The organism is Bdellovibrio sp. HAGR004, from assembly GCF_055397015.1.
In genome coordinates, this window is the sequence record NZ_AP029176.1 from 1503078 (window position 1) to 1521407 (window position 18330).

At 44.1% G+C, this 18330-nt stretch carries 17 protein-coding genes and 1 pseudogene; 10 read left to right on the forward strand and 8 right to left on the reverse strand.

Going from position 1 to position 18330, the window contains the following annotated elements; all coding sequences use genetic code 11:
• Window positions 1–10 precede the first annotated feature (10 nt).
• Both ACZ5ZV_RS07480 and ACZ5ZV_RS07485 read right to left on the reverse strand, forming a co-directional pair.
• Window positions 11–1222 carry an ATP-binding protein gene (locus ACZ5ZV_RS07480; RefSeq protein ID WP_464120796.1) on the reverse strand — a complete coding sequence of 404 codons (1212 nt, stop codon included), beginning with the start codon at window positions 1220–1222 and terminating at the stop codon, window positions 11–13.
• A gap of 87 nt (window positions 1223–1309) precedes the next feature.
• A complete protein-coding gene (locus ACZ5ZV_RS07485; RefSeq protein ID WP_464120797.1) occupies window positions 1310–1444 on the reverse strand; it encodes an XRE family transcriptional regulator in 135 nt (44 codons plus the stop codon).
• A gap of 210 nt (window positions 1445–1654) precedes the next feature.
• On the opposite strand from ACZ5ZV_RS07485, the gene ACZ5ZV_RS07490 reads away from it, so the two are divergent.
• The 6 genes from ACZ5ZV_RS07490 to ACZ5ZV_RS07515 are packed head-to-tail and all read left to right on the forward strand — an operon-like array spanning window position 1655 to window position 7435.
• On the forward strand, window positions 1655–2851 hold the full coding sequence (locus tag ACZ5ZV_RS07490; RefSeq protein ID WP_464120798.1) for an O-antigen ligase family protein: 1197 nt from the start codon (window positions 1655–1657) through the stop codon (window positions 2849–2851).
• Between the two features lie 3 nt (window positions 2852–2854).
• On the forward strand, window positions 2855–4102 hold the full coding sequence (locus ACZ5ZV_RS07495; RefSeq protein ID WP_464120799.1) for a lipopolysaccharide biosynthesis protein: 1248 nt from the start codon (window positions 2855–2857) through the stop codon (window positions 4100–4102).
• 9 nt (window positions 4103–4111) lie between these two features.
• Complete coding sequence (gene pseB, locus ACZ5ZV_RS07500; protein WP_464120800.1) at window positions 4112–5122, forward strand: UDP-N-acetylglucosamine 4,6-dehydratase (inverting); 1011 nt, start codon at window positions 4112–4114, stop codon at window positions 5120–5122.
• Window positions 5123–5125: 3 nt separating this feature from the next.
• Window positions 5126–6283: a UDP-4-amino-4,6-dideoxy-N-acetyl-beta-L-altrosamine transaminase gene (gene pseC / locus ACZ5ZV_RS07505; RefSeq protein WP_464120801.1), complete on the forward strand. Its 1158-nt coding sequence runs from the start codon at window positions 5126–5128 to the stop codon at window positions 6281–6283.
• On the forward strand, window positions 6276–7004 hold the full coding sequence (locus ACZ5ZV_RS07510; RefSeq protein ID WP_464120802.1) for a cytidylyltransferase domain-containing protein: 729 nt from the start codon (window positions 6276–6278) through the stop codon (window positions 7002–7004). Before pseC ends, ACZ5ZV_RS07510 begins: the two co-directional genes overlap by 8 nt.
• Window positions 7004–7435: a GNAT family N-acetyltransferase gene (locus ACZ5ZV_RS07515; RefSeq protein WP_464120803.1), complete on the forward strand. Its 432-nt coding sequence runs from the start codon at window positions 7004–7006 to the stop codon at window positions 7433–7435. Before ACZ5ZV_RS07510 ends, ACZ5ZV_RS07515 begins: the two co-directional genes overlap by 1 nt.
• On the opposite strand, the gene pseG is transcribed toward ACZ5ZV_RS07515, so the two are convergent.
• The gene (pseG, locus tag ACZ5ZV_RS07520) at window positions 7415–8437 is read right to left on the reverse strand and encodes a UDP-2,4-diacetamido-2,4,6-trideoxy-beta-L-altropyranose hydrolase (RefSeq protein ID WP_464120804.1); all 1023 of its coding nucleotides are present in this window, start codon (window positions 8435–8437) and stop codon (window positions 7415–7417) included. The two genes, ACZ5ZV_RS07515 and pseG, sit on opposite strands and share 21 nt — an antisense overlap.
• A gap of 30 nt (window positions 8438–8467) precedes the next feature.
• Between pseG and pseI the strand changes: the two genes are divergently transcribed.
• On the forward strand, window positions 8468–9535 hold the full coding sequence (gene pseI / locus ACZ5ZV_RS07525; protein WP_464120805.1) for a pseudaminic acid synthase: 1068 nt from the start codon (window positions 8468–8470) through the stop codon (window positions 9533–9535).
• Window positions 9536–9538: 3 nt separating this feature from the next.
• Here pseI and ACZ5ZV_RS07530 read toward each other — a convergent pair whose 3' ends face one another.
• Window positions 9539–10705, reverse strand: a complete 1167-nt coding sequence (locus ACZ5ZV_RS07530; protein WP_464120806.1) for a hypothetical protein — start codon at window positions 10703–10705, stop codon at window positions 9539–9541.
• Window positions 10706–10817: 112 nt separating this feature from the next.
• Here ACZ5ZV_RS07530 and ACZ5ZV_RS07535 point away from each other — a divergent pair, with 112 nt between their 5' ends.
• Entirely contained in the window at window positions 10818–11627 is an 810-nt protein-coding gene (locus tag ACZ5ZV_RS07535; protein WP_464120807.1) for a glycosyltransferase, read from the forward strand.
• Window positions 11628–11630: 3 nt separating this feature from the next.
• On the opposite strand, the gene ACZ5ZV_RS07540 is transcribed toward ACZ5ZV_RS07535, so the two are convergent.
• Window positions 11631–12434, reverse strand: coding sequence for a glycosyltransferase family 2 protein (locus ACZ5ZV_RS07540; RefSeq protein ID WP_464120808.1), 804 nt, complete (start codon window positions 12432–12434; stop codon window positions 11631–11633).
• Between the two features lie 80 nt (window positions 12435–12514).
• Entirely contained in the window at window positions 12515–13372 is an 858-nt protein-coding gene (locus tag ACZ5ZV_RS07545; protein WP_464120809.1) for a class I SAM-dependent methyltransferase, read from the reverse strand.
• Window positions 13373–13803: 431 nt separating this feature from the next.
• Between ACZ5ZV_RS07545 and istA the strand changes: the two genes are divergently transcribed.
• On the forward strand, window positions 13804–15414 hold the full coding sequence (gene istA, locus ACZ5ZV_RS07550) for an IS21 family transposase (RefSeq protein WP_464119800.1): 1611 nt from the start codon (window positions 13804–13806) through the stop codon (window positions 15412–15414).
• On the forward strand, window positions 15362–16129 hold the full coding sequence (istB, locus tag ACZ5ZV_RS07555; RefSeq protein WP_464119802.1) for an IS21-like element helper ATPase IstB: 768 nt from the start codon (window positions 15362–15364) through the stop codon (window positions 16127–16129). The genes istA and istB overlap by 53 nt, the downstream gene beginning before the upstream one ends.
• Before the next feature lie 84 nt (window positions 16130–16213).
• Here the strand turns inward: istB and ACZ5ZV_RS07560 are convergent.
• Window positions 16214–16963: pseudogene (locus ACZ5ZV_RS07560) on the reverse strand (glycosyltransferase family 2 protein); the annotation flags it as partial.
• Between the two features lie 23 nt (window positions 16964–16986).
• A complete protein-coding gene (locus ACZ5ZV_RS07565) occupies window positions 16987–18318 on the reverse strand; it encodes a hypothetical protein (RefSeq protein WP_464120810.1) in 1332 nt (443 codons plus the stop codon).
• Window positions 18319–18330 lie beyond the last annotated feature (12 nt).

An 18330-nucleotide genomic window follows, 5' to 3' on the forward strand; every position in this document is an offset into this window, starting at 1 on the left:
CGCACTGAAGTCATGGAAGCTCGCTCAGAGCATAAGTTGCGCTGGTAACAAGCATATTATTTTCGGCGCGCCAGACGGAATTCTGCCTGACCACCTGAATAAAGGGACATTTAAGATGAGTCAGAAATTTTTGAACTTCGTTTTTGTTTATTTGCGTGTCCTTAATTTTGGCTTCGATACATAGCCAGGGCTTTTTGTCTTTAACAATAAGGAAGTCAATCTCCTGCTTATCCTTGTTACGTAAATAATAAAGCTCGAAATGTCCCTCTCCAGTATCAGTCCAATAGTGACAAGCTTTCAGGAGATGGCAAGCAACCATGTTTTCAAACCGAGGCCCGGCATCGCAGACATCGGTCCAATCATAAAGGTAGATTTTGCCCTCTTTTTTTAAAGAACGGGGAACTGATTTGCTCCAGGGCTTGATTTCGAAAAAATAAAAAAGTTCGTTAAGATATTTTAGCCACCGACTTACTGTGCCGTGGGCGACTTCGAGATCTTCACGCAGGCTTTGGATGCTTAGAGTGCTGCCAACCTTTTCTGGCAATAAGCTTGCAAGCATTTCCACCTGGCTAAGCTCTGGTAGGCGACTGAGGTCGCGAAGATCCTCACGAATAATTTTTTCGTTACGGCTTTGTCTCCAAATTCTCAGGATTTTTTCTGAGCCGGAAAAAAAAGGTTCAGGAAACCCACTTAAAGCCAGAAGCCTTTCAAGAGGCTCTTGCGGTAGGTCTTTTTTAGGCTTTATAAAGAGGTTTGCTTTCCAAGTTTCAGGGGTAGTGGGTCTTGAGACGGTGACTTCGCCATATGAAAGGGGATGAAGGCGAAAGTTCAGATATCGCCCCATAAGTGAATCGCCGCCTTTCTTGAAGATATTCAGGCGTGCGCTTCCCGTGACAATGATGTTTAGGTCATTGCCGATCTCGTCGAAAAGACCTTTAAGTTTTTGCTTCCATCCTTTGGATTTGTGAATTTCGTCGAAGATAACAAGCCTTTTTTGTTTTAATTTTTCGAGATCAAACTCGTTCTTGATGTCATTAGGAGACTTGGTCCAAAGACGTCGAAATTGACTTTCATCCCAATTTTTATAAAGGGCCTGATCGTATTCCTGTGAATAGTTTTTGGCCAGCGTCGTTTTCCCAACCTGGCGAGGTCCAGAAATAAAGGCCATCTTGTTTCTGGATAGGGCCAAAGACTTGATATCATCGTAAAGATAGCGTTGCATATCCCTCTCCTGTCTTGACCATTTTTGCGTATGACGTGAAAATGGTCAAGACTATTTTCACGTGTGCCGTGAAAATAGTCGGACGCGCTAAGCGACCCGTATTTTCACTTCGGGCCGAATCTTAGCCAGCAGCTCCAACAGCTTGTCTATGGTGAATCGCTCAATGTGATAATGTAGGATTTCGCTCACTCTAGACTCGGTGACTTCGAGCCGTTGGGCCATCCTGGCGGAGGAGTTTTGCTATAGCGTACTGGCGCAGCTTTTTTATCACAGCTTCCCAAAAGGGAAGTTTGCTTTAGACGTGGTGGGGAGGGTATCCGTGAGGATTTGATCTTGGATTGTCGAGTTATCTACCCTTTCTCAAGCTTGCGCGCCGCGCCGCAAGCTTCTTCCCTCATGACCCTTGTGGGGGGTAAGTGCTAGATTTTCCGAATGATTTATCTGTTGTTGTTATCCTTGATCGGAACATTGACCACCCAGTCCGGTATGGACATCTTTGTGACATTGACGGTTCTGACTTTGTTGGTTCAAGCGATTCGCAAAAAGGGTCCAGAAGGATGGAAGCTATTCAGTAAAATGAATCTGGAAGCTTTTTGGATTTTTTGGGTAGGCGTGATTGCTTTGGGATTTGTTCTGAATGGTCACTTTGACGGACCTCTTTGGAAGCGCTTGGGGGAAATGCGTTGGATTTTAATTTTGTATCTGATGGTTTCGGCTTATCAGTATGTGAAGTTAGACCTTGAAAAGACTTTAAAGGTCGTCCTTGGCGTTGGTGTTTTCGTTTCTATTTTGTCGTGGGTGGTTTCTGCCGTGAAGGGGGAAGATCGCGTTGGTGGGATCTTGAACAACCCAATGACCACGGCCCACTCCTACAGTCTCGTCTTTTTGGTTCTTTCAGGGGTTTTCCTATATCGCTGGCAGCAGCTTTTGGCCAACAATCGTAAGGAATTCTATGCGTGGTTCCTGTCATTGGCTGTGATGGGTATCACCTTGGTCTTGACCATGACTCGTGGGGTGTGGATAGCGCTGTTTGCGGGTGTGTTGGTTATAGCGATTGCCTTGAGCTGGCGTTTGGCATTAGCGGTCTTGGGGATGGCCATCGTCTTTGTCGGTGGGCTTTTCATGTTCTGGCCGAAGTTCCATGATCGCATCATGTTTGCCTTCAACTATCAGAATAACTATGACAGCGAGCGCATAATTCTTTGGAAGACCAATTGGATGATTTTCAAAGATCACCCTTGGTTTGGCGCGGGTTATGGCCAGAATTATGACCTGCTTGGCAAATACTATGCAATGCAAGGTCTGCCGGAAGATCAGTTTACAGGGCATGCGCACAATCAGTTCCTGCATATGCTGGCGGGGACGGGGATTGTTGGGTTGATTTGTTACCTATTCATTTATTTCTATTTTGTAGGGCAAGCCTGGAAGATCTTTAAATCAACCTGGACTTCTGTTTACGAAAAGGCTGTTGCAATTGGGATCTTTGGCGCTTTGATTGGCTTTGCTTTTGGTGGGTTGACTGAGTCTAACTTCGAGCATGCCAAGGTGCGGATGGTATTGATCTTTATGTGGGCTCTCCTGCTATATATGAGAGCTAAATCCAACAATTGCTCTGATTTAAAGGGGTAGTTTTTGGAAGTTAAAGATGCTCGTAGATCGATCATAGTAAACACTCTTTGGGGGAAAGCGAATATCGGAGTTCGCTATCTGACCTCTTTTGTTGCAACGTCGATCATCGCAGCGAAATATAGTCCCAGTGATTTTGGATATTATCAGCTTATTTTGACGTATCTTGGTATATTGGAGGTGATAAATCTCCTGCATCCGAATCACATCAGAAACCATTTGGTTGCGCATCCAGAAGATGAGCAGATGGTGTCCTCTATCTGGTATTTCCAGTCTTTTGGTGTCTGGGGGCTTTCATCCCTAGGCATTGTCGTCTGTGCGCTTTCTCTGGAGGATAGCAGGTTCTGGTGGCTCTTGTTGTTGGCCAATGTTCGCTTTCTTTCTCGCGCCTATGAATATGTTCAGATTGTCGCAGATTACCGCCTAAGGAACGAGTTAACCCAAAAGGCGCAAATGATGGTTGTAGGTTCTTTCAATATAGTTAGAACATTATTTGCATTGTTAAGTATGCCGATGGGAATTTTGGTCAGTAGCTCAGCGATACAGGGAGTTCTAGTCAGTCTTTATCAGCTTAAATTGCAAAAAAATCTCGGCTTCTCCTTGCGGTATATGTTTGATCTGAGAAAGTACTTACATCTTGTGCGAGATGGCGCCTGGTTGAGTGGTGTACTTATTCTCGGTGGAATTCAGATGCGGATAGTCCCAGCGATGGTGGCGGAGAAAATGTCCCCACAGGTTTTTGGAAATTTTCAGTTGGTACTTAAATTAGTAGAGCCGGCAACGGCGGTTGGTGCTGTGGTCTTGGCCGCGAATTATACTGTGCTTGCGCACACCCTGCGTGAAAGTCATGAGAAGTTTATCAAGAGATTCTTGAAAGTTTCTAGTTTGTCAGTTTTAGTAGCGGCATTATGTGGTTTGATAATTATAATTTTCCCTAAAGAAATACTTTTGAAAGTGTTCGGAAGTAGCTATATTGACGCAATTAAATTTCTTTGGGTTGGGGCTGGGATTATACTCGCGCACACGATACTTTCGATAAGTGCTCAGTATGATTCTATGACTAGGCGCTATAAGTGGATCCTATTTAAATATGCGGTAATATTCCTATCGTATGTGGGGGCTCTGTCTTGGGTATCCGAAGTCAAAATGTTGGATGCACTTCTCTTGCAAATTGCCGTTCCTATCGGGGTTGTGGCGGGGCTTGAGAGCGCTCGGTGTTGTTTGGTTAAGATTGTAAGTGTTTTTAGAAGTTAGGATGAAAAGATGTTGGATGGAAAAAGCATTTTGGTGACCGGTGGAACGGGGTCGTTCGGAAAACAATTTATACAGCATGTTCTTTTGAAGTATCCAGAAGTTAAAAGGCTGGTCGTGTTCTCTAGAGACGAGCTGAAGCAATTTGAGATGTCTCAAGTTTTCTCTCCCTCCAAGTATCCGCAAATTAGATATTTTATCGGCGACGTTCGTGATGCTGAACGAGTTAGAAGAGCATGTGAGGGGATTGATATTATCATCCATGCCGCTGCATTAAAGCAGGTTCCAATTGCGGAATACAATCCTATCGAATGCATCAAAACCAATGTTATTGGTGCAGAGAACATTGTAAATGCGGCAATGGATTGCGGTGTAAAGCAAGTCGTTGCTCTTTCCACCGACAAAGCTGCGGCCCCGATTAATCTTTATGGTGCCACGAAGCTCTGCTCCGATAAGTTGTTTATTGCAGCCAACAACTTCAAGGGAAAGCGTGATCTTAAGTTCTCCGTGGTTCGTTATGGGAACGTTTTGGGCTCGCGGGGCTCTGTTGTACCGTTCTTCCTGTCAAAACGTAAAGACGGAGTTTTGCCAATCACCCACATGGAGATGACTCGATTCAATATCACTCTGCAAGAGGGTGTTGATATGGTGATGCATGCGGTTGAGCATGCATGGGGTGGCGAACTCTATGTGCCTAAGATCCCGTCCTATAAGATCACAACCGTTGCCGAAGCAGTGGCACCAGGTTGTAAGATCGACGTTGTTGGTATTCGCCCCGGCGAAAAGCTGCATGAAGAGATGATTACGGAGACGGATTCTTTAAATACCTACGACTGCGGCAAGTATTATGTGATTGTGCCAGCAACGCCTATTTGGAATGAAGCCGAATGGGTTAAGGCTTTCTCTGCGAAAAAGGTTCCGATGGGCTTTAAGTATAATTCCGGAGAAAATAACGAGTGGATCACAGTTGAAGATCTTCGAGTGCTTATCAAGAAGCACGTAGATCCGAATTTCGAGGTGTAGTTCATGTCACATAAAGCGGTTATTCCTTATGGACGTCAGACTATTCTTCCGGAGGATATAGAGTCCGTCGTACAGGTTTTGAAATCGGACTTTCTGACACAAGGACCGATGGTTGATACTTTTGAAAAAAGTTTCTCTGAATATATTGGGTGTCCTTTTTCAGTCGCTGTAACTAATGGAACGGCAGCATTGCATTTGGCGGCAATGGCTTTGGGTGTCGGCCCAGGGGACAAGGTTCTTTGTACAGCTAATTCGTTTGTGGCATCAGCCAATTGCATCCGGTACTGTGGTGGCGATGTCGAGTTTGTTGATATTGATCCAGAAAACTTTTGTATCAATTATGAACTGCTCAAGGCAAAGCTGGAGGCTTCCCCTAGAGGGACATATCGTGGCATTGTCGCCGTGGATTTCGCTGGATACCCAGTAAACTTCGAAGCTTTAAGAGCTCTAGCTGATCAGCACGGACTTTGGATTATTGAGGATGCCTGCCACGCCTTAGGTGCGGAATTTTTGGACTCCAAAGGGGAATGGCAGTTCTCTGGAAATGGAGTTTACGCAGATATATCGGTGTTCTCTTTTCATCCAGTGAAGCATTTGGCAACTGGTGAAGGAGGTATGATCTGTACTCGCGATCCAAAATTGTATGAAAAGTTAAGAGTTCTGCGCACCCACGGGATTGTTCGATCGCCCGAGAAGATGACTAAATTCGATGGTCCTTGGTATTATGAGATGCAAGAATTAGGCTTCAACTACAGGATTTCAGACGTACTTTGTGCATTAGGGGTTAGTCAACTTCAGCGAATGGCCGGAAATCTGCAAAGACGACGACAAGTTGCACAGGTGTATCGTGATGCCCTAAAAGATCTACCATTGAAGATGCAGCACGATGATAAAGGTATTAAAAATGCCTACCACCTTTTCACAATTCAGACTCCAAGACGTTTAGAGCTCTATAATTTTTTGAAGGCACAAAACATCTATTGTCAGGTGCACTATATTCCAATTCATACAATGCCTTATTATAAGAACTTGTATGGAGAACAGACTCTTCAGTTTGCAGAAAAGTATTATGAATGTGCGCTAAGTCTTCCTATGTTCCATGGGATTACTAACGAGGATCTTGAGTATACTATAGAAAAGGTCAAGGCTTTCCATGGCTAGGAAGGTTGGCATTATCACCCAAGCCCGAATGACAAGTACCAGGCTTCCTGGGAAAGTTCTCAAGGAGGTCAAAGGTGTGCCCTTGCTTCGGTATCACCTTGATAGGCTATCGTGGGCGGGTGTCCCTGTAGTTGTCGCTACGACAGTGAATCGGGAGGACGACCCTATTGTTAATCTTTGCGAAAGTTTGGGAGTATCCTGCTTTCGTGGGGATGAATTTGATGTCCTAGGTCGATTCTATGGTGCCGCTGCGAAAGCACATTTCGATACTGTCGTTCGTGTCACTTCGGATTGTCCGCTAATTGATGGGCGAATGATTGCAAAAGCATTAGTTCAGTTTGAAAAGACAGGTAGCCCGCACACCTATTTGTCGAATTGCCTGAAAAGGACATTCCCCAGAGGCTTTGACTTTGAGATTTTCTCATTTGAGGACCTGCAGGACGCGAACCAGAAGGCAATAGAGCAATCACAGCGTGAGCATGTCACTCCATATATTAACCAAAATATCAGCGGTAGAATCAGGATTTTAGATTTTGTGTCGGATATAGATCTTAGCTCATGGAGGCTGACAGTAGACGAGGTTGATGACTTTAAACTGATGACCCGACTAATAGAAGATTATGGCTGTGCGGCTGTCGACTATAACGGAATAAAAGATGTTTTAATGGCACATCCTGAGTTGAAAAAAATTAATCAGCATATTGAGCAGAAGAAGGTTTAATGATTTTACGTGAAGCCACTATGCAAGATGCGCAGTTGCTGTTTTCATGGCGAAACGACCATCTGACACGAATGCAGTCCATACAGCAGGATGAGGTTCCATGGCATGGGCATTTAGCATGGCTTGAAAAGTCTTTGCAGAGCGAGAGTCGAAAGATCTATATAGCGGAATCTGAGGGTATTCCCGTAGGTACCGTTAGATTTGATTTCGGTGAAACCTGTGTCGAAATGTCATGGACCTTAGCGCCAGAGCAGAGGGGGCGAGGACTTGGCAGTCTTCTTTTAAAGACTGGAGTTCAGCTGATTCATGGGAGCCAGGTAATAGCGCGAATAAAATCCTCCAATGTAGCGTCCATAAGGATTGCGGAAAAGGTCGGCTTCGTAAGAACTCGTCAAGAGGGAGACATTCTTTTATTCTCTAAGAATGTTTAGAATCTCGTGGGCCCGGATTTTCCCCACAACGCTTTGGCAATGAGATGACATCATTCTAATCTTGTCTCTGTTGGATGTTAGCTTTAGCAGCTCTTCAACAATATTCGAGTACTGAATATCTTGGGATCTGCCTGCATAGTAGAGAAGTTTTTCTGCTGCGAGATCCTCAGCAGATCTGACTTGATTGTCTGCAACGGATATTACAATACCTGTTAATCCGAGGCACATTCTTTCCCAAGTGATAGTCCCCCCGCTGCCTAGATAAAGGTGACATTCTGACATTAGCTCAGCAATTGAAGTAGGTGATAGCTGAAGGGTATAAAGGTTGTTGTCTGAAAACGATCTAACCTCGGCGTATTTACTGTTAGCTTTTGTAAAGACAATCTGAAAGTGCAGTCCTTCGATGGGTTTTCCGGAGTTTAGCTCCTCCAAGAGGCGTAAGGTTTCGCCGGTAGGATCAGTGCCACCAAAGAAGCAAAAAACTTGTAAGGCTTGAGGGGCATCCGGAATGGAGACCTTTTTGGAATTGTAGAACTCGTCCCTGATAAGGGCATATCTTGGGCCAAGCAATTGTTTGCAGTCTGATGGGACAAGACCTTGGTAGCGAGTGCTGGCATTATGGTAAAAGTTAGAGTCAATGAGAATGCGGCAGTCATGATTCCGATTGGCTAAGTCGTCTATGCATAAGATCGGGGCGGTCTCTTTAATCAGAGATTCCCATTGGGAATCTAGTCCGTAGTTATCCACGACCACCAGGGTAATATTCTTCTTCCTGCATATATCCTTACAGGCCAAGGCATCATCTATTTGTCCGAAATCACTGGGTATTACGGAAGTTTCAAATCGTGGCGAGGCCATCCTGTGAAGTTGTTCGGGATACTCTTTGCAAACGAAGAAACACTTGTGTCCCTCGCTTTCGAAAGATTGCGCAAGAGTCTGGCACCGCATAAGGTGACCCAGTCCGATCTGAGTGCTGGCATCGCATCGAAAAAGTATATTCATTTCCCTAGGTTAGCATGGTAGGCTTGGGCGATGAAGTTTTTTAATCAGACAATTAAAATCGGAAATCGTGAAGTTGGCCCTGGACAGACCCCTTTTATTATTGCGGAGATGTCTGGCAATCATAATCAGAGTTTGGATCGGGCTTTAGAGATAGTGGATGCTGCGGCGAAGGCCGGAGCACATGCTCTAAAACTGCAAACATATACAGCTGATACGATGACCCTTGATATTAAGACTGACGAGTTCTTTATTTCTGATGAAAAGAGTCTCTGGAAGGGTAGCTCCCTATATGATCTTTACAAGCAGGCGTATACTCCCTGGGAGTGGCACAAACCAATATTTGATAGATGTAAAGAACATGGGATGTTGTGTTTCAGTACGCCCTTTGACGATACTGCTGTGGACTTCTTGGATGACTTGGGAGTGCCTTGCTTTAAGGTGGCCTCATTTGAAAATACACATCTTCCTTTAATTAGAAAGATTGCTTCTAAAGGCAAGCCTCTGATTATTTCAACTGGAATGGCCACTTTGTCAGATTTGCAGGACATGGTCGATTGTGTGAAATCTGCAGGCTGTAAAGATTTGATTTTGTTGAAATGTACAAGTACCTATCCGGCGACCCCGAAGGATAGCAACATCTTGACTATTCCCCATATGCGAGAAATGTTTGGTTGTCAGGTCGGTTTGTCTGATCACACCATGGGTGTCGGAGTGTCGGTTGCAAGTGTGGCTCTGGGGGCTACTGTCATTGAGAAGCACTTCACATTAAATCGTGCGGATGGTGGTGTGGATTCCACATTCTCACTTGAACCAGCGGAATTAGCTTCTCTTGTCGTTGAAACTGAAAGAGCAGCACAAGCCTTGGGCGTTGTGAACTATGCACCAACGGGCAACGAACAGAAGTCTTTGGTATTTAGACGTTCCATCTATGCCACCAAAGATATTAAAAAAGGTGAGACGTTTACTTCAGAAAATACTAAGGTCATTCGACCAGGTCTTGGTTTGGCGCCGAAATATCTAGATAAGGTTTTATCTTCAAAAGCCTCTAGAGATATCAAACGAGGAACCCCTTTAAAGTTTGAGCTGTTGGGGGAGTAAAGATTACTCCCTTTTATTGTTTGATATATAGGTTTCCACTATTTCCACAAGATTCTCTGGATCAGTGCTGTAAAATATTTGAGACCCCTCTTGAAAACGAACATAAGATTGAAAGCAGGAATCAGTTTTTAAGTTAAGGGTTTTGTTGGGGTCAAAAACGGCGATGTCTTTCTTGTGAATAAGGTAATTCTCAACAATAGTACTGTTATAGACTACTGGTAATAAAACTTGATTGGGGGTTACGGCATTTATAAATGCTGACTCGTCAAGATCGTAACTTTCGTAGTCTCGAGGATGCTTTTTTATCTTCGTTTGTATGCCTCTGGAAGTTAGCTCTTGAAATAGTCTTTTTACTATTGGGCTGGGCCAGAAGGATGGTTGGGTATATAAAACCACATCCAAGCGAATATCCTCATTTCTCAGTGAGTGGATGCTCTTGAAGGGAATTGCTTCTAGCGGTCCGCTATACCCGATTTCCTTCAATATATTCAGATACTGCTGATGATAAACTATTAGGCCATTTCTAACGTTTGGAACATTATTATAGTTGTAATGCTTAGAGTGAATGACCCCGTGTTGTATTTCATAGCTTTGCAGAAGATTCTCAAATTTTTCAGTTTGGGGGATGACCGCACCAACGTAATAGACCCTTAGGTTTTTTGAGAGAATTTTTCCCAATAAACGATTGAAATAGTAATCTCCGATGCAAGAAGCGATTAGATTATGTTGCCTTTTGGAGATCTTGTATCCTGACTCCTGCAATTGCGAAGTGTATTGACGGATTCTCTTTTTTTGAAGTCTTGCTACAATCCTAAAGCTCAATCTCATAGCGTTCCAAAAGTCACAGGTCGCGTAGTAATCCTTTAATTTGTCATCGGCAGACTCACAATTCAAAAACAGAACCGTCGACTGCTGTTTTTTGATGAAGCGATAAAAGTCGACACAATCTGGTCTGTTCATGGAAAATACAACGCTCTCGACTTGCCACTGTTTCCACAATAGAAACCAAATTGTGAGAAGTGGTGAAAGCATGAGGTCCCAAATTCGAAAACTAGGTTTTTGTAATGGAGAGCTTGCGGGAGCGGCAACGAAGCTAGAGCGTAGGTAGTACCAGATCGGAGTATGGCCTATTCTGATGTGCCAGGGTTCATTATCTTCGATTTGAGGCATGATATTTTCACTTTCTGTGTCAGAATTTATCATTGCATATTTGGACAGAAAAAGGAATTTTGCTATAGATAGTGTTTAAATAACGGTATTTGGTTTAACGATAAGGATCCAAATGAACTTCAGTTTGTTGATGGCTGTATATGTAAAGGATGATCCCGCCGCATTTGATCGTGCATTAGAGAGCGTGCACCAAAATTCAGTATTGCCCACAGAGGTGGTCCTAGTTCTTGATGGTCCTGTTTTGTCATCCCATGAAGACATCATTCGTAAGTTTGAGGCTATCCTTCCGTTAAAGATCGTTCGATTGGAAAAGAATGTTGGATTAGGGCCTGCCTTAAATAGGGGGTTGGAGTCCTGTTCTTTTGACTGGGTTGCGAGATTTGATAGTGATGATGTTTGTGTTTCGAGTAGATTCGCAAAGCAGATAAAATACATTGAGGATCACCCTGATTTGGACATCGTTGGGAGTTGGATCGCCGAATTCGAAGCTGATGAACGTCAAACTACAGGTATTCGAGTTGTGCCTGAAAAATCAGAGGATATTTGGTCCTTTGCTAAGTTAAGAAACCCTTTTAATCATATGACGGTTATGTACCGTAAAAGTGCAGTCGTAAAAGCGGGTTACTATCAGAATGATTTTTTGTATGAGGACTATGCCTTGTGGGTGAGAATGCTTCTGGCAGGAGCTGTTGGGGCTAATATACAGGAAGTTTTAGTTTATGCTAGGACTGGTAATGGCATGATTTTGCGTAGGGGCGGATTTCGTTATTTGCGAAGCGAGCTCGCCGCGCAGCGCAATTTTGCGAAGCTCGGATTTCTTTCTAACTTTGAGTTGATGAGAAACTTGTTGGTGAGAGTTCCGATTAGGCTTGCCGGGCAACTAATTCGAGGCATCTTCTATCGGAAAGTTCTACGGGATTAATTCTTATATTCTTTTGTAGACTGCAAAAAATATATAGAGAGTCATGTAGTAGGCCCTCTTATAAAAGGGAAGATTGAGTTTCCTATATAATTGCCATCTCCATATTGCACATTGAATTTTATTTTCAGAGACGGAGTTTTTACGAATTCGATACTCTGCTAGTGGTATCTGAATGGGCTTTGCCGTTCCTCCGTCTTCAAGTAACTGAAGCCAGAAGTGTAAATCCTCATGGCGGACTTCGTGCATTCTTTTGTTCTTTATAAAGTCTCGGTGCGCCATAACAGTTAGGCAACCGATGCAATTATTCTTTAAGAGGTCGTGATAGCTAACGTCATACTTTGCTTGTCTATTTGGCCCACAGGTGTGCCCTTCTTCATCGATAACTGCAAAGCTGTGATAGGAGATTTGCAATTGGCCATTTTGCATTTCCTGGACCTGAGTGCTCAGTTTAGAGGGAAGCCAGCGATCATCAGAGTCTAAAAAGGCGATATAAAGTCCTTGTGCCAAATCCAGGCCTTTGTTGCGATTGGCGCTGAGAGAATTACATTCTGGATCTAGTACAACTTTGATGCGTGAATCTTGCTGGCTAGCCTTGGTTGCGATCTCAGATGTGCGGTCCTTTGACTTAGCATCAACGATAATCAAAAGCTCCCAGTTGGAGTATGTTTGTGCCAAGACGCTATCTATGACTGAGGAAATATATTTTTCAGAATTGTACGCAGGGGTGATTATAGATACCAAGGGAGGGGTAAGCTGGTCACCTGACCTAAGTTCTATGGCTGTAGAGCTGGATTCCTTGATTCTCATTCTCTGAGTCCTAAAAATTCTACGTTAACGAGAAAGACATGCTATGTCTTGATGAAAGTGCTGTTGGTGCGGCGTGGCAGTCACTTGATTTGCGCGATCTGAAAATGAATATCTTTAGGTAAGAAACGCAGCCAAGGTAAAATAATCAAGACTGACAGTAAAGTAATAAGCTTCCCCAAATAACTGCCATTTGATGTGTAGTTTATGCGACTCCAGAGGCCACTAGCTGTCAAGGATGGCAGATGGCCAGATTCCAAAACATCAAAACCATTCATTGTTAAAAATTTTCTAAGGTTCTTTTGGTTAAAATAGTGGAGGTGTGGCGATGGAAGATCTTTTTGCCACATACGAAAAAATGGACCTTGGATTCCGAGGTGGAACAATGCTTTTGAAATACGATAAAAGATGCCATCAGTATCTGGTAAGTTTACTAGTAGCAGACCATTCTTATTCAAATGTGCTCTACAGGCATTCATTGTGTCGTTTAGGTTGGGAAGATGTTCGAGGACATCATTAAAAGATATTACATCGAACTTTTGAGGAAGAGAAAGGGCATCCGGAAAGTACCCCTCCAAAACGGGCAATTTTTTTGAGCATGCATAATTGGCGATTGCTGAGTCCGGTTCAATACCCGATACTAAGAAATGTGGTTTTGTTGCCTCCAGGAACCATCCGTGTGCACACCCGACGTCCAACAATGTGGATTGTGAAGGCTTAAGTTTTGCTAGAGCCTTTGCAAGAATTGAAAAATTCGACTTTCTGAGTGTAAATAGCGCAGATTCTCGCCCTCCTTCATCGATGCTTGCGTGAGCGACTGATGTGTTTATGTTTGGAGTTAGGTCGGCAGACTCATAATCGCAACAAGGGCATACTTTGTGCCATGAGGTTAGGCCTGGCTTCATTTTTGTAGAACAGACGATACAGACTTCTTTAAACATAATGAGCTCCGGTGAACTTAAGCTTTCAGAGAGTTGAACTTTGATTGAATGCGATGGCGTCCCTGTATCGGCCGTTTGGGGATACTGGATATGTCGGCAGCGAAAAAAGCAAGAATAAACTGTAGACCACTTATTATTGGCATTGCAGAAAGCATTACCGTTCCTGCGGATGAAAGCGCACCTGTCTTGTATGACAGAATCCAATGGTTGGCGCCAAAAAATAATCCAAATAGTAATAGAGATAGCCCGATAGGAAGCTCAAGTGCCGGATTTCACCGGAACTGACCACCCAAATTTCACAGGTTTGACCACCCCGATTTCATGAGGTCTGACCAGGTCAATTGCATCATTTGACCACCCCCATTAACGCGGATCGTTGGGCTTTTTAAGAAGCTTCAGATACACCTTTGGACTTCCCAAAGGAGGTATCGGTGGCCAAAAAGAAGGGTCCCAAAATGATCGAGGATTTGGTACGGCGACGAGCCAATGGTGATGGGTTTCAGACCATCGCAATAGATTTAAGCATTGCCAGGAACACCGTCAAAAGCCGCCTTAAAGATGCCGGGGCATACGAGGTTGGTGATGCCCAGAGGCTATTGTTGGAGGGATTTAGCTCAACCACCGTGCAGATATTTTCTCCACACTGGAGTTCGCAGGTCGTATGGGAAGAGGCCCTTAAGGAAATTGAGGGTGGCACGCCGATTAAAGAGTTCTGGGAAAATAATTTAGGCGCCAACCCCGCAGCAGATCTTCGCAATGTTCCCTATGAGACATTTTGGCGGGAGTTCCGCCGCCGTCATCCCAACATCAACGTCCACTACCATAAAAATCATGAGCCGGGACTCCGTACGGAAATTGATTATAAGGGCGATACCCATGGTCTGGGGTATATCGACAAAGCAACCGGGGAATTCATAGCCTGCCGATTGTTTGGCCAGGTTCTCTGCAATAGTCGTTTATTTTTCCCTTATGCCACCATTAATGAAAAACAATCCTCTTGGCTTGCGGGCATCCGCGAGGGGTTCAAATACTTCGGTGGGGTTACTCAGGTATTGGTGGTGGATAACACCCGGTGTGCTGTGAATGCGGCGGACTGGTTTGATCCGGACATCAACCAAGAGTTTTACAACTTCTGTAACCACTATGGCACAACAGTGGTGGCTGCGCGGCCTAAACGACCAACCGACAAAAACCTTATTGAAGTTCACCTCGGGGTCTTCTGGCGGTGGGTCCGTCGTCGCCTGCGACAGCAACAGTTTTTTTCTATAGGAGAACTAAACCGCTATCTCTTGGAATGTGCCGATGAATTCAATGAACGCTACCAACGAAAATATGGTTCTTCGCGAAGGGAAAGATTTGAACAACAGGAAAAATCCACTCTAAAACCCTTACCTGTCAGGACCTATGAAGCTGGCGAGTGGAAGAAGGCCAAGCTTCACGAAGACTGTCACATACAGCACAAGTACAATTACTACTCAGCCCCTTACCAGCAGCGTGGCAAAGATCTCGATGTTCGCGTCACCTTGACTCATGTTGAAATATTTTATCAGCAAGAGCGTATCGCCATCCATCAGCGCCGACCGGACCACCAGCGAGGTAACTACTGTACCGACAAATCCCACTTACCAGAGAAATTCCAAGCCATGGAAGAGATGAGTGTTGCCCGCCAAATCAGAGATGCTGCCAGGATTGGCCCAAGCACTGGCAAGATTATCAACACACTTCTAACTGATGTGTCACACCCCCTGATGTTCCTTCGCCGTACGATGGGAATCTTGCGCCTTAAGGGCCGCTATGGTGCCGAAAAGCTGGAAAGGTCTTGTGAGATTCTCATAACACACGGACGAACTAAACCAACGGTCAAAGATGTCGAGCGAATGCTGAAAAGCCCCAATCTCGGCAATAAACCCAAAGCAGTGCCAATAGAAAGAAAACCAAATCCTCATCTGCGCGGGCAAATGAGTTTTACAACAGAAGGAGCTAATAACTATGAGTCAACCACTCAACATGACAGATCAATATCTGACGGAACTGTCTCTTAAGGGTATCCGTGAGACACTGAGTCTTCGGATTAAAGAGGCCCTTGATGCGGATCTTGATTATGAAGGATTTATGAACCTGATTCTTTTTGATGAAATCCAATATCGCAAAAATCTTCGTAGGCAGCGACTCCTAAAGGCTGCGGGATTCAGATCCCAAGCAAGTCTTGAGGGGATCAATTATTCGAAAGTCCGCAACTTCGATAAGAAGACTATCCAAGAGCTGGCCACCATGCGCTTTATTGACGACGGCATTAACGTCCTCATTTTTGGTGCCACAGGGGTCGGGAAAACGTACCTAGCAACGGCCATCGGTAATCATGTCTGCCGCAACAGCAGGTCCGTTGTGTTTTTGAAGATGAACTTGTTGTTAGAGAAAATTGCATTGGCTAGAGCCGAGGGAACTTATTTGAACTTCCTGAAAAGAATCCATTCCGCAGACTTGTTGATTGTTGATGATTTCGGAATTAAAGCGCTGACGGAACAACAGTTCCAGGATTTCTACGATGTCCTTGATGAACGGGAAAATGGCAAGTCCACAATCGTGACGACACAGCTTCCTTCAGAAAACTGGAACGAAGTAATTCAAGACCCTTTGGTTTGCGAAGCCATTTCGGACAGACTCACCGCACGAGCCTTTAAGATTCTAGTAAAGGGTCCCAGCAAAAGAGGCGATGCCGCTAAAGGATTGACAGATCATTCGGAACATGAAAATTAACCAGCGTCCCTACGGTCCGCCAACCACCTCAAGGGGTGGTCAAACTTCGTGAAATTCAGGTGGTCAAATCGGTGAAATCGAACACTCAAGGGAAGCAAGTGACATTCCTCTGAGATAGTAAGAATATCCAACTCTTTTTAAAAAGTTACGCATGTGTTTAAAAAGAAACTCAATAATGACCTTCGATATCTTTAAGTTGCTTTTTTCGTCGCCGTAAACGGCATTCATCGGGATATCAAGAACCACCGCGCGAGTTAAATACAACCGAAATAGCAGATCGGTCTCAAAAAAGAATCTACGACTTACCTTTTCCAGGGACACTCGTTTCACGGCATCAATATGAATTGCAGTGAATCCATTTGTGGGGTCGAAAATATCCCAATAGCCGGTTGAAATCTTACCCATAAAAGAAAGGATCGCATTGCCTACAATGCGTATGGTGGGCATTTTGTGAATATGTTTGAGGTCATAGAACCTATTGCCTTTTGTGTAGTCAGCTTCACCCCGGATAATTGGTGCAATAAAGTCGGGGATAAGCAGAGGATCCATTTGTCCATCACCATCGACTTTCACAACAATGGTCATTCCATCATTTGCGGCTTGTAGGTAGCCTCTCACAACGGCACCGCCCACACCTAAATTTTGTTCATTTCTTAAGACAACAACTCTCTGGTCTTTGCTATGTGTAGCGACATGCGCACCACTATTTTCAGGACAGCAGTCGTCAACCACATAAATCTTATCTATTTCTGGTCCAATATTTTTTAGTACGGACAATATGTGACTTTTGACTTTATAGCTCGGAATTACAACAGCAATGGAATGGGTTGACATTTTAGTCTCCAACAATGTCATCTTTAATGGCAATCAGTTACAATAAAATCATTAAACCGTGGACCTGAAAAGAAAATAGTATTGGGGAGTTTACACAACTTGTACTCTTCTTGGACCAACGCATTTTCCCAGAACACTTTTGCCTCTTCAGGAACATATGCAGTCGCAGGGGCAAAGTTTAATCTGGGTCTAACCTTGCTTGTGACGAATATAAAGTTAACAAAGATCAGTGAAAATAATATCGTTCTGGCTAGTTTTGACTTCATATCAAAAAAGCTCAGTGTTGATAGAAAAGCCAGTACTAAAGGGATATAAAGCCAGTACCGAAGTTCGTGTGACTGTGGAGTCAAACTGGTTAAGCCAACAAGGCTTATCAGCACCAATCCTACAGTGCGTTCACGTCGCAAAAAAAGCCAAACCAGAGTGCTTAAAACTACCATTGTAATAAGGCCCCAGCCGCCTAAGCGGTGATGTAAATTCTTTTCTCCACCTTCCGCATACTGATCTAAGTTCCAGGGCATAGAGCTGCCTGAGCTAAGTCGCGACAGCTCAAAGACAGAAACAACAAAACGTAGTGGCTGTGGAACAGTGAGCAGATTCCGCGGCATTTGTCCTTCGATTCGTCCGGTGTCTAACTTATAGTTTGGAAAGACCTTGGTAAGTCCTGGAATAGCCAATGGATACATCGGATTATTAAAAACTAACAAATTTCTCAGAGGCCAAGATCCGAGAATAAAAATTAAAGTTAAGCTTAACGCCGTTTTTTTTGCCAAAGAGAAGTTGGCATTCCTACAATAGAGCAGCCAATAAAGAAAGGACATGACGAGGCAAAGGGGCCACATTTGAAATTTTGAAAAGAAGGCCATCGACATGCTTACTACGAATAGGGTTGGCTTCGGGGATATGTTTGGGCTGGATTTAGCACATAGGAGCAGAGTTTCTAGGGCTGCAATCGCAAGCGCAGCGTTAGACCAAAAATCAATATAGCCTGAGGTCACATGTATATGAACCAGAGGAATACTTAAGGTTAGCATGATAAAAAGCAGCAAGCGCTCTTTTTGGAAATTCAGCCTCTTCCAGCCGTAAATCAGCAGCACAATGAAGGCCATAAAGTTAATAAAATTGGCCGCGCTAAATCTACCTGTCACATAAATCAGAAGCCCCTGTGCCCAATGTGCTAAGGGTGGCATCCCGGCGTTTATGGCGGCAAGAAAGGGGCCATTCTTAAAAGTTGTCAGATTGAATAACTGCAAAGCGTGCGGCAGATGGTAGGAAAGGAAGTCCCAATCTGGACGAAAGGTGAAATAACTGCAAAGCCCCAAATAGAATAAATAGGAGACTACAATGAGTGGCAATATCTGGTGTCG

Bases quoted from the DNA above. Each gene is read 5' to 3' on its own strand.
- ACZ5ZV_RS07480 (WP_464120796.1), bottom strand. From the start codon at position 1,222: ATGCAACGCTATCTTTACGATGATATCAAGTCTTTGGCCCTATCCAGA.
- ACZ5ZV_RS07485 (WP_464120797.1), bottom strand. From the start codon at position 1,444: ATGGCCCAACGGCTCGAAGTCACCGAGTCTAGAGTGAGCGAAATCCTA.
- ACZ5ZV_RS07490 (WP_464120798.1), top strand. From the start codon at position 1,655: ATGATTTATCTGTTGTTGTTATCCTTGATCGGAACATTGACCACCCAG.
- pseB (WP_464120800.1), top strand. From the start codon at position 4,112: ATGTTGGATGGAAAAAGCATTTTGGTGACCGGTGGAACGGGGTCGTTC.
- pseC (WP_464120801.1), top strand. From the start codon at position 5,126: ATGTCACATAAAGCGGTTATTCCTTATGGACGTCAGACTATTCTTCCG.
- ACZ5ZV_RS07510 (WP_464120802.1), top strand. From the start codon at position 6,276: ATGGCTAGGAAGGTTGGCATTATCACCCAAGCCCGAATGACAAGTACC.
- ACZ5ZV_RS07515 (WP_464120803.1), top strand. From the start codon at position 7,004: ATGATTTTACGTGAAGCCACTATGCAAGATGCGCAGTTGCTGTTTTCA.
- pseG (WP_464120804.1), bottom strand. From the start codon at position 8,437: ATGAATATACTTTTTCGATGCGATGCCAGCACTCAGATCGGACTGGGT.
- pseI (WP_464120805.1), top strand. From the start codon at position 8,468: ATGAAGTTTTTTAATCAGACAATTAAAATCGGAAATCGTGAAGTTGGC.
- ACZ5ZV_RS07530 (WP_464120806.1), bottom strand. From the start codon at position 10,705: ATGCCTCAAATCGAAGATAATGAACCCTGGCACATCAGAATAGGCCAT.
- ACZ5ZV_RS07535 (WP_464120807.1), top strand. From the start codon at position 10,818: ATGAACTTCAGTTTGTTGATGGCTGTATATGTAAAGGATGATCCCGCC.
- ACZ5ZV_RS07540 (WP_464120808.1), bottom strand. From the start codon at position 12,434: ATGAGAATCAAGGAATCCAGCTCTACAGCCATAGAACTTAGGTCAGGT.
- ACZ5ZV_RS07545 (WP_464120809.1), bottom strand. From the start codon at position 13,372: ATGTTTAAAGAAGTCTGTATCGTCTGTTCTACAAAAATGAAGCCAGGC.
- istB (WP_464119802.1), top strand. From the start codon at position 15,362: ATGAGTCAACCACTCAACATGACAGATCAATATCTGACGGAACTGTCT.